This is a genomic window from Desulfuribacillus stibiiarsenatis (assembly GCF_001742305.1).
GTDB classification, from domain to species: Bacteria; Bacillota; Bacilli; order Desulfuribacillales; family Desulfuribacillaceae; genus Desulfuribacillus_A; species Desulfuribacillus_A stibiiarsenatis.
The window spans coordinates 22,804-37,218 of the sequence record NZ_MJAT01000040.1 but is presented as its reverse complement, the minus strand read 5'-3'; the positions used below and the strand labels follow the sequence as shown (position 1 = coordinate 37,218).

The following is a 14,415-nucleotide window of genomic DNA, read 5'->3' as shown; positions in this document are numbered from 1 at the left end:
TTATCGAACTCCTAAAGTCACTTGTTCTGCTAAAATCGTACGGTTCAGCCAACGCGATCCCATTTCTGAGAACGGCCTTGTATGCCCACTGACATAGAACTTATGTGTCGGTATATGGGTAGCTGGATCGTCCGACCAGTTTAATAAATGATGCTGATATAATACTGCGATTGTTTCTCGTGCCGTTTCCTCTGCCGAGCTGATTAGCTCTACCTCCGGCCCCATGACCATGCTAATCGCATTCGCCATCAATGGATAGTGAGTACAGCCTAGAATCAACGTATCGACATGTTGCACCTTAATTGGCTCCATATATTCTGCTATCAGTCTTCGAGCATCCTTGGTATATACTAGATTTTGCTCTACTAAGGATACGAACGGCTGACACGCTTGACTTGCCACGAACATACTCGGGTTGATTTTCAACAACATATTCTGATAGATATTACTGTTAATCGTACCTTCTGTGCCGATGACGCCAATGCGATTGTTACGCGTCGCCGAGATTGCAGCACGAACACCCGGCTGAATGACACCAATAATCGGGATATTAAAGCGCTGACGAGCTTCACTCATACTCGCTGCCGTTGCTGTATTGCATGCGATTACAATCATCTTGACATCCTGTTCGATTAAGTACTCGATAATACGAAACGTAAATTCCCGAACCTGCGCCAAATCTCGAATGCCATAAGGACAATGGGCCGTATCCCCATAATATACAATGCTTTCACGCGGGAGCTGACGCATCAATTCCTTAACTACCGTTAGTCCTCCAACCCCTGAATCCAATACTCCGATTGGCTTAGTACTCATTCTCCCATATCCCTTCTATACCTACATACGAAATGTGCTATTTATTGTTTATTCTCATGTTATATCTTCTAGTTATAATCGATTTGCGGTCATTTTTTACCTATTTTCTCTTGCGCATGGAAGGTTTGAAATATCCACCAAAGCCGCTCCGTACATCGAAAATTGTTACAAAAGCTTCCGGGTCCGACCCCATAATCAGTCGTTCTACTTCTGGGAAATCCTTACGTTTAATCTGAAGGTTTAAGATATCTCTCTCCCCTTCCCATCCTTGCGACTCAATAACAGTAACACCATATCCCGCTCCGCGCAATACCTCTGTAAGGACTTTACTATAACTTTTAGAAATGATTTGGACATTCACGAATCCAACTGCTAGCTTCTCTTCAATGATTCCCCCAACAATGTTGCCTGTGGCAAATCCGAGTCCGTACATAATCATATTAATCGGATTATCTAAGCTATTAACAACCTTCCCTAGCACCACTACGAAAATCATTACCTCGAAGAAACCAATGACTGCAGCATAATATTTCTGCCCGCGCATTAGCATTAAGACACGGATTGTACCCATCGAAACGTCAAGAACCCTTGCGAAAAATATGAAAAGATACCCAAATATTAAACTCATTGCCTCACTCCTTGTAAAACATTTTAGTCGAACGTTCTTATAGTTACTTTTATATTATGTACATTGTAACTTTTTTGTATAATTTTTTCCATGTAGATGCTAAACAGTTGAAAATGCTAAACATATGCAGAAGCTAAACAGATGTAAGTATGAAAAAAGATGCTAGATTGTCTTCTAGCATCTTGATAGTAATACTATGGGGAGTTGATTCTCTTCCTCTATGACTTCATTGAATATAGTCAAAATAGCGACCCCTTTACTCTACGACAACCGCAGTCCCTGATGCTGTTACCATTAACATATTCCCTTGACCTAGCACTTCGTAATCAATGTCAATACCAACTACCGCGTTGCAGCCTAACGCTTGAGCCCGCTTCTGTAATTCAGCAAGTGCTTCTTCCCTGGCGCGTACTAATTCTCCCTCGTAAGATCCTGATCTACCTCCGAAGAAGTTCGTAAGCCCTGCAGCGAAGTCCTTAATGAAATTCACACCTGTAATCACTTCACCGAACACAATCCCTTTATACGCAGTGATTTTCTTTCCTTCAACACTTTGTGTTGTTGTAATTATCATCTTCCAACCTCCTAAAACTTAATATGTAACGTATACTCATTTTCTTTTCTATTATAACCGAAAGTGTTATATTATCTCTATGATGGCAAATATTTTAAAAGGCCAATCGTGAATATTTATTATACATAAGAAAAGAGGCGTCGTATGAGTAATTGGATAATCCCTTACATTAGTTTTAACGGCAATTGTGCAGAAGCAGTAAAATTTTATCAGAGCATTCTAGGTGGTGAAAGCCAAATTTTGCGTTTTGGAGATGTGCCTCCTAACCCTAAATTCCCACCAGTTCCTGAGGATATGAAGAATTTGGTCATGCATGCAGAATTACGCAAAAACGGCCATATCATACGTTTTTCAGATACACTACCACACGCGCCGAGTACATTAGGTAATGCTATCTCATTTTCGATTGAATGTGCGAATCAAGAAGAAACGAAGACTGTTTTTGCAGGCTTAGCAGCCGGTGGAAGTGTTGATATGGAGCTAGAACCGACATTTTTCAGCCCGCTGTACGGCAGATGCATCGATAAGTTCGGTATCACTTGGCAGGTTGCAACTAAACCTTAAACCTAATCATACTTCTTATGGGTATCGGAACTGCTTATGTAGTACCGATACTCTTTTAATTTTTACAAGAGGTATTAAATTGGAGTACTTTCGGCTTAGTTTATTTAAACTTGATTCGTTATCAACTATGTTTTTAAAACCAGATTGTTTCGCTAGATATTACAGGAGAGGAGCTATCTCAAATGGTTAAACCGAATGAAATTATGAATTACTGTTTAGAGAATTTCCCTGGTACGAAACGAGCGATGAATTGGGGCGAGGAGGGAATCTTCTATAACCCTGATGGTGCCCTGAAACGCGGAATCTATCTTTTGACATTCAAAGATAAGGACGGCGCCAATGATCGTTCGTCCAATCTATCAAGAGAGAATGTCTACCGCTTAAACATTGGTATAAGAAAAGAGACGTTCATTCGCTTGTTCGGTCACGTTCCCGCTCGCCCTAGTGCCGGAAATATTGTCGATATGCCCTATGATTTCACCGGACTTGATACCATTATGCCTCACCCGATTTATGCATGGATGAGTTGGATTTGTGTAATCAATCCATCAGCCGCAACCTTCGAACGATTAAAGCCATTCATGGAAGAATCCTATCATTATGCATTGGAGAAGTATAAACGCAGTATTAAGAAAGTCATGTTACAAACTCCAAGCGAATAAACTTCAATGAATGCATTTTAGATTGGGGTGTGCCATGAATCATAAAATTAACAACTTTGTGTTTGAAGGTGGTGGAGTTTTAGGAATTGCATATTTGGGCGTGTTAGATTACTTATGCCAGAAAGGAATGTATTCCAGTATTAAAAATGTCGCTGGCACTTCAGCCGGGGCAATTACTGCCTGTGTGAGTAGCTTCAACCTTCCATTTCAAGATATGAAAAGAATTGCCGATTCACTAGATTATCGGAAAATCCCAGAAGTAGGCGATGTTCCAGAACTAAAGTACCTGCCTCCCGCATTGAAACGAGAAATGAACAAGATTGTGGGCAACATTGACTGTGTATACCGCTTGCTTAATCGTTATGGATGGTATTCAAGCAATTACTTCTACCAATGGCTTCAACAAACCATTGCTGATCAATTTGACTCTACTAAGAAAGCTCCACCATATACCTTTGCAGATTTTAAGAACGCTGCCATTCACAAAGATAAACGCCCTTTTAAAGACCTGTACATTATGGGCACGAATCTCTCTTACAAAATATCCAAACTATTCTCCTACGAAACGACTCCCGATGTAGAAGTTGCTTTAGCCGTACGGATTTCTATGTCAATCCCACTATTCTTCGAATCTATCAGTACAACTGATTCTAATATAACTCACGATGACGTCCCGAATCTTTTTGTCGATGGCGGAGTCATGGCCAACTATCCGATTCAGCTTTTTGACACAGGGAAAAGCCCCAACCAGCAAACCGTCGGGGCTCATTTCAAATCGCAAATCAAGTATAGCAAGACGAATAATCTACTAGATTTCATCAAAAACCTAAACGCTGCTTACATGGATATTCAGCAAAACGCTTACAATCACAGCCCACAGGATATAAGCAGAACCATAGATATAGATACTGGTTCTATTTCACCAGTGAATTTCAATGTGACCCCCAATGACGAAACCTATAACTTCTTATATCAGCAAGGGATTAAGGCAAGCGAGCAGTATTTTGATTCACGCAAAAAGTAAGCGTTTCATTAGTCTATTTTAACAATTGTGGAAACAGGGACGTTGAAATTAGAATCGATTATATTCTCTATATTAGTAGCAAAGTTGGCAACCGCTTCGAATTCATATGTCCCTGGTTTTAACCTCTCAAGTTCCGGACCAGTATATGCAACCGTGTGCGGCTCATTTCTTATTAGTGTGGTTGTTATTAATGGTTGATTCATCGCACCTATATATTCAAAATCTCCATCTTTCTGATATATATTGAAGAAAAATATACTTCCTCCATGGTAAATATCAATTTCATTCTTATCTCCTACGTAAGTAACTGTAGCCATAACTGCAAGCTGTTTATCTTTCTTCACTTGAATTGTTACTTCAAACTCTCCCACTTGCTTAGATTCTTCAACAACTTCAGGGTTATCAATTACTTTAGGATCTTCAATTAATTTAGGTTGACCATCATTACTTTCTCCACAACCAACGATTCCGAAGACCAAACTGACAACCATTAGAATCACAACAAATAATCTATTCATTGCATTTACACCTCCTTAACACTAGACGAGAAAACAATATGAAATGTTACGCTATTTATTAAACTAGCATTATGCAAAAAAAAGCCCAAATTGCTAATTGATTAGCAATTTAGGTCTTTTTAACACATACGATTCTTCATTACGATAAGAGTTACTTCATTTCCTATAGAATTATAAGATATATTATCACACATCATTTTAGTCATAATAATACCACGACCTCGATCTGAATGTCCTTCCAGGTTAATGTCTTCATTTACAAGTGTAGCCCAATCAAACCCTTCTCCTTGGTCAGCTACAACGATTCTATAGAAAAGTTTATTATCTTCAACCATAACTTTTATCTTCTTATCAAAATTCATTTTATTGCCATGTTCAATAGCATTCGAAATCATTTCACATATTACAAATCTTAAATATTCGTCAAATTCTCTTTGTAATATGCCAAGAATTTTAACTATATAAAAATCCATTAATTTAAATTCACTATTGAATTCCATTACATATTGATTCTTCTTAATTTTCTTTTCTAACCCTAACAATCCCTAACCACCTCGTTTGTAAACTATAACCAATATAGCAACAAATGATATAAATACAATGCATTCGACAAAAAAAGTGGTTTTTCGACATGAAAATAAGAATGATTATAAAAACTTCAACGTTTTAACGAATTCTAGCACCAAATGGAAGTAAAGATAGCTGCGCAAATTTAAAGTGCTGTATTCCAAAAGGAATACCGATGATTGTAACACACAGAAATGCCCCAATGATTAAGTGAGTGATAGCAAGCTCCCACCCTAACAAGATTAACCACAGAATGTTTAGTAATAATCCCCCTGCGCCGAAGTTTCCAAGCTCAACTTCCTTCCCAAACGGCCATAGGACAAGTATAGCTATTTTAAAACATTGCATGCCAAATGGTATCCCTATGATTGTTACACATAAAATCAAGCCTGCAATAGACCATAGGATAAAACCAAGTAAGCCTCCGAATATTAACCATATAATATTGCCGATTAAGTTCATAATCCTTCCCCCAATGAGTGAGTCTTTCTCTATCATTATATTCTACCTGTTTGTACAAGTTCCTTCTTGAGTAAGTCTTAATTCAAAAGCCTAATACGTTCGCTTTAGCACTCCATTAATATTGCAATTTACGAAAATGCTATTTTATAATTGTCACTTAAATTTTTACGTGATAATATAAAATCATTATTGTATAAGGAGAATTTATATGCAGGTTAAAAATACATTATATACAACTCAATTGAATTCGTTAAAAGAGTTATGGTTACATGTTACATACCAATGCAACTTAACATGTACCCACTGTCTGTTTAGTTGTTCCCCTACCTCAGAAGCAAACGAACTTTCTTTGGATGCAGCTATTTCCCACGTCGAAAATGCCCTTTCAATCGGTATCGAAAAACTTTACATTACAGGCGGTGAGCCTTTTATGTGGAGTAAATTGGAATCTTTCTTAACTTGGTATTACAAAATCCCACGTGCTCCACTTACAATTTTAACAAATGGTACTCTGATTGACGACAGTAAGGCAGCTTTCCTAGCAAAATTCCATAAGCAAGGTCTGCAATTGCGTATAAGTCTTGAATGTTATCTAAAAGAAAATAATGATGCTGTCCGTGGACAAGGTAGCTTTATCAAGACCACATCCGCTATTCGAACGTTAAATTCTTACGGGATCTACCCGTGGATTGCTTTTACGGACAAGTCCAATAGTGCTAGCTGTTGTAACAAAGAATTGGAGACAGCTTTTAAGAACACGTTATCAGAACAACACTCCATTCGCATCGCTGGTCTAAAAATTATATCTGCTTATTCAAAAGGGCGTTTTGCTGTATCTGCCAATCATTCATCCTCTTTCACTTCGAGTCCATTCGAAATGAATCCGAATGTATCCGGATTGCAATGTGGCTACGGATTGACCGTTTGTGCAGAAGGAATTGCTCCTTGTCCAATCTTAGTAGATAATAAGGATGTTCTTCACCAAGGAGATTTGCAGGATTTAATTGGGAATCCCATCAATCTCAATCACAGCTGTTGTGAAAACTGTTTGACAAGTGGTACAACCTGTGGCCAATAACAAGCAGCTATCTGTCATTATCCCTACATTAAACGAACAAAAATCTCTCCCAGCCTTGCTTTCTTTCCTAACCTCTGATCCTTCGATTGAAGTGATTGTAGCTGATGGAGGGAGCAGTGATAAAACTGTTGATATAGCAATTGAGATGGGATGTATTGTTACTATAAGTGAACCTGGAAGAGCCTTGCAAATGAATCAAGGTGCTTCGAAAGCAACTTCAGAGGTTCTACTATTCCTCCATGCCGATAGTCAATTGCCAAGCAATTTTAAACAATCTATTATTACAGTTATTCAATCAGGGTTTATCGGTGGTGCTCATAAGATTACCTTTTTCCCTGAATCCATTGGCTTAAAAATGATTGCTTGGGGTTCTAACATCAGAGGAACTTACTTGCAAAGCTATTATGGAGATCAAGGAATTTTTGTAAGGAACGATGTGTTTCATCAGCTTGGCAAATTCCCATTGCTTGTATTAATGGAAGACGTTGCATTCAGCAAAATTTTACGTCGTCATGGAAAAACGGTACTATTGGACAAGCCAATCGTTTCTAGCTCACGTCGCTTTTTAAAATACGGCGTTATGCGAACGATTTTGACCATGCAATGGATAAAATTTCTTTATTTTTTGGGTGTATCCCCCACGACGTTAAAAAAGCTCTATTCTTAATGAAAGAAAAGAGGTGTAACTGTTGCATAAATCACCATTGAACTCCATTGTCATTATGAGTCGTGCACCGAAACCAGGTGCTACCAAAACTCGATTAACTCCACCATTGACCCCAGAACAAGCTTGCCAAGTTCACGAGTTTATTTTGAAGCATATATCAGACCATGTTGCTGAATTTCCTGGTCATCATTATTTGTTTTATACCGGGGGCCAAGTTACTGATTTTAATGAACGTGTAAACTCGTCTGCTTTTACTTTCCAGCAGCAATTAGGAGATACCCTTGGTGAGCGAATGTCTTTTGCTTTCCAACATATTCTACAATCTTCTAATCAAGCCAAAAAAGTGTTAATGATTGGTAGCGATATTCCTTTGCTCACTCACGATCATTTTCAAGAGGCGTTTGCTGCTTTAGACAGCCATGATGTAGTGTTAGGTCCTAATGATGATGGTGGTTATTATTTAATCGGTCTAAAAGCGCTTCATCCTGAACTGTTTATCAAGCATCAATGGGGAACTCAGTCAGTCTTACAAACCACTTTAGACGTCATACGTCAAAAAGGTCTAAACGTGCATTTGCTAGCTGAAGAAATTGATATCGATACAGTTGAGGACATCGACAAGTTACTAACTAGCAAGTTTCTCAATAACATGGCTTCTTCTGATCCAAAATATAAAAGAATGCTAGATTTTTTCGAACCCTTATCGATAATCTAAATGCTCCTCGAAATTTTAATAACTGATAACCCATAGAATAAGACTGCTGTCGCCATTAAAACCATAATACTAACTGAGACGTCAAGTGTTGTACCACCTATTTCAAAGACAACGCCCATATTCTTTTCAAAGCTATCAATAATCTCAATCGGCGCATTTGCAAACGATATAGCCATTGGTTTCTCCAATAGGACTTGCCGCATTAAAGCACCGGCATGGGAAACGGGAAATATCTTAATGATCCATTGCACCGCGTCGGGTAACACACCAATCGGAATATAGACTCCCGTAAGAAATCCGATAAGCGTTCCTATAATCGTACTGACTGTTGCAAAGGCTTTCTGACTTTTAAAGAATGTTACAATAAAGAACACCATCGAGCTACTCGCAAGTACAGCAAGAACTATCAAGCTGATAAGCTCGATTGCGCCTACGAGCGATATCAACTCCCCACCAGAACCTACAATATAGACCTCAGCAATAATAAACGTAACGAGGCTCATGAGTATCCCTACTACACAGGCACTGATAATATATCCTCCGGCAATGTCTCTTCTTTTCATAGGAGAGGAATAGAAATCCTTCAGTATCTTTGTGTCGCGATCATTGACCATGATACCGAAGGCCCCCATTGTTGTCGTAATGGAAGTAACAGCTAAGATGCCCGCCATCACCCAACTGTTAATGAGAAAGCTTGCTCCATCTACACCCTCGTAGCCCTTCGTAATCGTATCTCCCAAGAATACAACATATAAACCTATAATGATGAAAACAGCTAATAAGGAAAAGAACACAGCACTTCGATCTCGGAAAAATATCTTAATATTCCTCATTGCCATTATCCACATTATACTTGCACCTCCGTGCCCGTGACATGGATAAACACATCATCCATCGTGCCATTTACCACTTCAACATTTGCAATATAATCTTCATATAACTTAAGTAGGGGTATTGCCTCCACCGTGGATGTAAGAGGAATATGGAACGTTTCTCCCTTGTCTTGAAACATAATTTGATTCTGCTTGAATTGGGCACGTAACAATTCTTTCTCTTTGGGCTTAATTTTCAATAAATCACTACTATACTTTTGCTTGAGATCTATGGAAGTTCCTTTTGCTAGAATTTCACCTTTCCCCATAATCGTAATATAATCTGCTTGACTTGCTTCCTCCATGTAATGGGTGGTCAGAAATACTGTCAAACCTGTCTCCGTCTGTAAATTCTTAATCGTCTCCCAAACCTTTCGCCGGCTGTAAGGGTCAAGTCCAGTCGTAGGCTCATCCAGAAACAGAATTTTCGGTGTATGCACCAGTGCCCTTGCAATATCGGCTCTTCTTCTCTGCCCTCCAGAAAGCATCCCATAAGCTCGATGAAGAAATTCCGTTGCATCCACTATCGCAGCAGCCCTCTCTACAGCTTGCTTTAACTCAGCCCTTGATTTTCCATAGAAGCTTTCTCGGACTATCAGATTCTCATGTACCGTCAGTAGCGGATCTAGCAGACTATCTTGGAACACAATTCCTATCGTGTTGCGTATTTTTTCATCATCTGCACCAAGGGTGAAACCATCAATTGTTACATTCCCGCCATCAGGTTTTAGAAGAGTGCATAGCATATCGATCGTCGTTGATTTCCCCGCGCCGTTCTCTCCCAAGAAAGCGAACAACGTTCCTTGCTGGACACTGAAATCAATCCCTTTTACTGCCTGCACATCTCCGTAGGATTTTTTCAAAGACGATACTTCAATGATATTATTCATTTCCTTCCCCCCTCATCGCCAGAAGCTTTTTGTTAATTGAATGGGCATCTACCTGGTTTTTAATCACCATAACTCCAAACACAACAAAGTACACTACAATTATCATCATACTAACGACAAGAAGAATAAACGGTGTAAAAGGAAACATTTGAAAGATTAGACCTCCAAGGACAAACACCACGACAAAGATATCAGCAATACTCACCGCAATCCATGTATACACCGTTTTAAACGGAATTTGATCTGTAAAAAACATCACCATCGCAATCACCGCACTAATGCCAAACAATTGGAAGACTGTGTAATTCTGCACTTTTAAAGTAATCCCAATTTCTCCAAGCAAAGAGTAGATTAACAACACAGACGTAAAAGAAATACAAGTCTCGATGATTCTCTTTTTTAGTTCAAACATATCCTTCACCCCTACACCCCGAATTTTTCTTTGAAGGCCGTCACATAGTGTCTACTAATGATGACTTTTTCTTGATTCGTTAACTGCGCTTCATATTTTCCATTTAATAATGCCCGCACACTGGAGAGCTTCTCTAAATTGAGAATACTAGATTTGCTAATACGAAGGAATCTTGTATCGACTAGCTGATTCTCTAGCTCGTATAACTTCAAATCCGTCTCCAATACGTCATCCTTTATGTATATAAACGTCCGATCTTCAAGGGATTCAAAATAGTAGATATCTTCAAGGGGAATATTATAAGTCCGTTGACCCCTCTTCCCAATAATGGAAAAAGAATATAGCCGTATCAATGAAATGAGCTTATCAAGCCGTTCATCGATAATCCCACACTGTATTATAATCTCTACATCCTTATACTCTGAAGATTGATTGATAGTAAGCTTCAATCTAGCATCTCCTCTCGATTTACCTGTTTCTGTAAACAGTCTAGCAAATTATTGCACTGATTTCATTTACTTTCCAGTAAGGTGCAGAAAAAGGGGGGTGAAATGCAAAAAATAGCACTTAGTCTGTTTTTACAGACCAAAGTGTTACTTCTAATGTAAACAAAGTAGAAGAAAACAATTTGCCGATGCAACCGTATGGGGCATAGCAACCGTGAAGGATGACGAGAATCAGTTGGCTTTGTTTTTTGCTGTCCCAATATATACTCCCAAGAGAATCAATACCCCTCCTAGAAGCATCACACACCTGTTTGTACAAGTTCCTTTTTTGTAAAACAAAAAACCTAAACTACTGACGACGAGCTAGTAGTTTAGGTCTAAAGTTTCTACGGATTAACTTTAATATCCTGAGTCTTTAAGAAGTACATCTAATACTCCATAGTCCTCTTTTTGTAGTGGCTTTTCTGATGGTCCTTCAATGACCTCGCCAGTATAAGCAAACCTCGATCCATGACACGGGCAATCCCACGTGCGATCTCCTTGATTCCAGTTTACCTCACAACCTAAGTGTGGGCAGGTGGTATCTACAATGTGCAACTGTCCTTCCTTGTCTTTATATACCCCTTTGCGCTGACCGTTCATTCGAATAACTGCACCTTCATCATTCTTCAAATCATTAATTTCCGTGTTGGGAAACTCAAGCTTTCCTTTAATAAAATGCTTAGCAACATCGAGATTTTCTTTGAAAAAATGCTTTAAACTCGGGTCCGCATAGAATCTAGACGGGGAGTAAAGTTCATGGTAAGGATTATTCTTATCTAGGACCAGATCACGTAGCATTAAAGCCGCTACGGTACTGTTTGTCATTCCCCACTTGCGATACCCCGTTGCAGTCAAGATATTCGGTTGGTCTTCTGTGATTGCACCGATATACGGCAATTTGTCGATTGTGATAAGATCTTGTGCAGACCAACGGTATAGGATTTTTTCAATTCCAAGTACTTCATCAGCAAATGTTTCTAATGCCTGGTAATGCTCTAAGGTATTCTTCCCTTGCCCCGTTTTATGGCTTTCACCGCCAACCAACACAAGGTTTTCGCCATTCCATGGAGTACTGCGTAATGAACGGGACGGTTGATCAACGCTTAAATACATTCCGCCTGGGAAATCTTTTTTTGCCTTGACCGCTAAGACATAGGATCGATCTGCATACATCCGTGAAAAATACAGCCCTGTACCCTCGTAAAATGGGAAATGTGAACAGCATAATACTTTGTTAGCCGTCACTTTCTTACCATCTCTCGATACAACTTGAAGCTTATTTCCTAGATTCAATATATCTTCAGCCGTCGTACCTTCGAATATCCGTACATTATTGTCGTTTGCAAGCTGTCGGACAAAGTGCGATAAATACTTAAGTGGATGAAATTGAGCTTGTCCCTTCATAATCAGGGCATTTTTCACATTGATTGCGAAAGGTATTTCTTTTACAAGCTCACCTTGAATATGTAGTTGCTGATATGCTTTCCATTCCTTCTCGATATTCTCTGCATATTGATCCGTTGTAGCGTACAAGTATGCATCTTGTTCGCTGAAATCACAGTCAATTTTCTGTTCATTAATTATATCTTTGACAAACTGAATGGCATCCTTGTTAGCTTCGTAGTAGAGCCTTGCTTTCGTCCTTCCGAAGTGATTCATATACTCATCATAGATTAAATCGTGCTGCGCTGTCAGCTTGGCTGTAGTATGTCCCGTTGTACCGTTTAACAGCCTGTCTGCTTCGAGTAACGTTACTTTAACTCCTTCTTTTGCAAGCAGATAGGCAGTTGTGATTCCTGTAATTCCACCGCCTACGATTACAACGTCTGTCTCATGATCTTCTACTAATACCGAGAAATTCGGTATATCCATATCTTTGCACCAATATGGCTCTGGAGCTTCCGGTAACTTCCCTGATGATTGCGTGTTCATTATATCCCTCCGTAAATGGTATCATTTAAATCCTTTAAAGTAATTGTTTGCCATGTTACGGGATTATATCCATTACCTCAGTAGAAAAAGAAACGAACGATATCCCGAAGAATACCGTTCGTTTCGACTTAAAATCCAACTCCGAACCCGCCGATACCGCCAAACAGCCAGAACAGAAGCGCAACAATTATGATAATCCAAAGAAACGAACTACCACCACCAGCAAAACCTGTGCCTACAGGTCTAATCATATATATACCCCCTTTCTCCCTCACTATATAGTACGTTCTAGCATCAATTGCGCAATTTACAATCGTCCAATGTTTGTCTAATTCCACGTTTACTCTATGGATTCTAGTAATGGGTAGAAATAGCTGTAGATAAAAAAATACCACTTAGCTGAAATTGAAGGCTAAGTGGTATTATCTTTGTTGGCTAAATATTATTGGACAAGATTAAACTCCAAGGAATATTCCTTTCATCTATATAGTTCGTTTGTTATAATTACGCTCCAGTGATCACTTTTACCTGAAAAAGTGAATGTTGAATACTCTATGTCATCGATACTGCAGCCCGTAAGGAACAGTGATAATAACACAATCATCAGTTTCTTTAACATGCCTGCCCATCTCCACTTGACTCTAGTTTTTCATCAATACTCAGTGTGGGCTCATTTTGATTAGGAATTTTATAGATGCACGTAATTAAGAAATATCCTGTTGCAATACCAGCAATAGAGTGCGGAATTAGATGTAAAAATAAAGGTATACTAGCGATAAAGTTCAATACAGGAGAAAGTATTGTGGCCATATATATGAGATTATAGGCATGAGTACAATATATAGAATAGGTACTCCTATTGCCAATGATTTAACCCATAATGCTATGGACGTAACTCTTATTGCTCTATTTCATCTTCAATCCTCTTATATCTCTTTTCATTTTTCATAGTTTGCAACTATCCCACCTAACCACCCCAAAAGTTCATTGGTTCTACTACTGTATTCTTAAGACTGTCTCATTATTGCAACAATAAGGTTTGTTCTACTTGATTCCAGATAATAACTAGTTTTATATCAACAGGCTCATTTGATGTAAAATAATCATCACGAAAATGAACAGTAATCTCATCATTCTTAATTTCCATAAGAGACAATGTAAAACTTGTTCCTAGCATTTTATTTACTAATGTTGGCTTATTATTAGCGGCATTCAACCCATTGTGTCCCTCATTTTCGAGTAAATGAAGTTGGACTTCAATCAGCTCATTTGAGTCTAGCTTCTGTATACCATTCTTATATTTCAATTTTAATTCTAATTCCGACCCAATTACCTTTAATTCGCTAGACCAATCCTCACTTTCTCCTGATAAAATGAATTCTTTTACTGGATAGTTTTGAGTACACCCTGCAGAAAATATGATGATTATACAAATAATTAAGATTTTAATTTTATTCATAGTTGTCTCTTTCTTTAAACCTATCGACTGTAATTGTTAAAAGCAATAGGCTTTCGGTTTATTTGCTAAGTATTATTATCTTTGTTT

Annotated in this window: 20 protein-coding genes; 6 read left to right on the top strand and 14 right to left on the bottom strand. The window is 38.6% G+C overall.

Features of this window, described 5'->3' with window-relative positions:
* The 3 genes from racE to BHU72_RS14805 all read right to left on the bottom strand — a co-directional run bounded on the left by racE (position 1) and on the right by BHU72_RS14805 (position 2,018).
* On the bottom strand, positions 1-816 hold the full coding sequence (racE, locus tag BHU72_RS14815; protein ID WP_069703408.1) for a glutamate racemase: 816 nt from the start codon (positions 814-816) through the stop codon (positions 1-3).
* Between the two features lie 100 nt (positions 817-916).
* Positions 917-1,444 (bottom strand): DUF2179 domain-containing protein, encoded by a 528-nt coding sequence (locus BHU72_RS14810; protein WP_069703407.1) that lies wholly within the window; start codon positions 1,442-1,444, stop codon positions 917-919.
* A 256-nt stretch (positions 1,445-1,700) separates the two neighbouring features.
* Entirely contained in the window at positions 1,701-2,018 is a 318-nt protein-coding gene (locus tag BHU72_RS14805; protein ID WP_069703406.1) for a putative heavy metal-binding protein, read from the bottom strand.
* A 144-nt stretch (positions 2,019-2,162) separates the two neighbouring features.
* On the opposite strand from BHU72_RS14805, the gene BHU72_RS14800 reads away from it, so the two are divergent.
* The 3 genes from BHU72_RS14800 to BHU72_RS14790 all read left to right on the top strand — a co-directional run bounded on the left by BHU72_RS14800 (position 2,163) and on the right by BHU72_RS14790 (position 4,268).
* Complete coding sequence (locus tag BHU72_RS14800; RefSeq protein WP_069703405.1) at positions 2,163-2,582, top strand: VOC family protein; 420 nt, start codon at positions 2,163-2,165, stop codon at positions 2,580-2,582.
* Between the two features lie 182 nt (positions 2,583-2,764).
* Positions 2,765-3,244 carry a DUF6194 family protein gene (locus tag BHU72_RS14795; RefSeq protein WP_069703404.1) on the top strand — a complete coding sequence of 160 codons (480 nt, stop codon included), beginning with the start codon at positions 2,765-2,767 and terminating at the stop codon, positions 3,242-3,244.
* A gap of 34 nt (positions 3,245-3,278) precedes the next feature.
* On the top strand, positions 3,279-4,268 hold the full coding sequence (locus BHU72_RS14790) for a patatin-like phospholipase family protein (protein WP_069703403.1): 990 nt from the start codon (positions 3,279-3,281) through the stop codon (positions 4,266-4,268).
* An 8-nt stretch (positions 4,269-4,276) separates the two neighbouring features.
* Here BHU72_RS14790 and BHU72_RS14785 read toward each other — a convergent pair whose 3' ends face one another.
* From BHU72_RS14785 to BHU72_RS14775, 3 genes are all read right to left on the bottom strand, one after another.
* Positions 4,277-4,786: a hypothetical protein gene (locus tag BHU72_RS14785; RefSeq protein WP_069703402.1), complete on the bottom strand. Its 510-nt coding sequence runs from the start codon at positions 4,784-4,786 to the stop codon at positions 4,277-4,279.
* Positions 4,787-4,905: 119 nt separating this feature from the next.
* Positions 4,906-5,328, bottom strand: a complete 423-nt coding sequence (locus BHU72_RS14780) for an ATP-binding protein (protein ID WP_069703401.1) — start codon at positions 5,326-5,328, stop codon at positions 4,906-4,908.
* A 124-nt stretch (positions 5,329-5,452) separates the two neighbouring features.
* Complete coding sequence (locus tag BHU72_RS14775) at positions 5,453-5,815, bottom strand: YccF domain-containing protein (RefSeq protein WP_069703400.1); 363 nt, start codon at positions 5,813-5,815, stop codon at positions 5,453-5,455.
* Positions 5,816-6,023: 208 nt separating this feature from the next.
* Here BHU72_RS14775 and BHU72_RS14770 point away from each other — a divergent pair, with 208 nt between their 5' ends.
* From BHU72_RS14770 to BHU72_RS14760, 3 genes are read left to right on the top strand one after another with little or no spacing between them, the layout of a single operon-like run.
* Positions 6,024-6,893 (top strand): radical SAM protein, encoded by an 870-nt coding sequence (locus BHU72_RS14770; protein ID WP_069703399.1) that lies wholly within the window; start codon positions 6,024-6,026, stop codon positions 6,891-6,893.
* Positions 6,883-7,560 (top strand): TIGR04283 family arsenosugar biosynthesis glycosyltransferase, encoded by a 678-nt coding sequence (locus tag BHU72_RS14765; protein ID WP_176720510.1) that lies wholly within the window; start codon positions 6,883-6,885, stop codon positions 7,558-7,560. Before BHU72_RS14770 ends, BHU72_RS14765 begins: the two co-directional genes overlap by 11 nt.
* A gap of 22 nt (positions 7,561-7,582) precedes the next feature.
* Complete coding sequence (locus BHU72_RS14760; protein WP_069703397.1) at positions 7,583-8,275, top strand: TIGR04282 family arsenosugar biosynthesis glycosyltransferase; 693 nt, start codon at positions 7,583-7,585, stop codon at positions 8,273-8,275.
* On the opposite strand, the gene BHU72_RS14755 is transcribed toward BHU72_RS14760, so the two are convergent.
* From BHU72_RS14755 to BHU72_RS14730, 8 genes are all read right to left on the bottom strand, one after another.
* Positions 8,272-9,123, bottom strand: a complete 852-nt coding sequence (locus BHU72_RS14755) for an ABC transporter permease (protein WP_069703396.1) — start codon at positions 9,121-9,123, stop codon at positions 8,272-8,274. The two genes, BHU72_RS14760 and BHU72_RS14755, sit on opposite strands and share 4 nt — an antisense overlap.
* Positions 9,123-10,037: an ABC transporter ATP-binding protein gene (locus BHU72_RS14750; protein WP_069703395.1), complete on the bottom strand. Its 915-nt coding sequence runs from the start codon at positions 10,035-10,037 to the stop codon at positions 9,123-9,125. Before BHU72_RS14750 ends, BHU72_RS14755 begins: the two co-directional genes overlap by 1 nt.
* A complete protein-coding gene (locus BHU72_RS14745) occupies positions 10,030-10,449 on the bottom strand; it encodes a hypothetical protein (RefSeq protein ID WP_069703394.1) in 420 nt (139 codons plus the stop codon). The genes BHU72_RS14750 and BHU72_RS14745 overlap by 8 nt, the downstream gene beginning before the upstream one ends.
* Before the next feature lie 11 nt (positions 10,450-10,460).
* Positions 10,461-10,898, bottom strand: a complete 438-nt coding sequence (locus tag BHU72_RS14740; protein WP_069703393.1) for a LytTR family DNA-binding domain-containing protein — start codon at positions 10,896-10,898, stop codon at positions 10,461-10,463.
* Positions 10,899-11,294: 396 nt separating this feature from the next.
* Positions 11,295-12,869, bottom strand: a complete 1,575-nt coding sequence (locus tag BHU72_RS14735) for an FAD-dependent oxidoreductase (RefSeq protein ID WP_069703392.1) — start codon at positions 12,867-12,869, stop codon at positions 11,295-11,297.
* 128 nt (positions 12,870-12,997) lie between these two features.
* The gene (locus BHU72_RS16435; RefSeq protein WP_301553552.1) at positions 12,998-13,120 is read right to left on the bottom strand and encodes a hypothetical protein; all 123 of its coding nucleotides are present in this window, start codon (positions 13,118-13,120) and stop codon (positions 12,998-13,000) included.
* Positions 13,121-13,481: 361 nt separating this feature from the next.
* A complete protein-coding gene (locus BHU72_RS15965; protein ID WP_176720509.1) occupies positions 13,482-13,679 on the bottom strand; it encodes a hypothetical protein in 198 nt (65 codons plus the stop codon).
* A 211-nt stretch (positions 13,680-13,890) separates the two neighbouring features.
* On the bottom strand, positions 13,891-14,328 hold the full coding sequence (locus BHU72_RS14730; protein WP_069703391.1) for a hypothetical protein: 438 nt from the start codon (positions 14,326-14,328) through the stop codon (positions 13,891-13,893).
* Between the last annotated feature and the right edge of the window lie 87 nt (positions 14,329-14,415).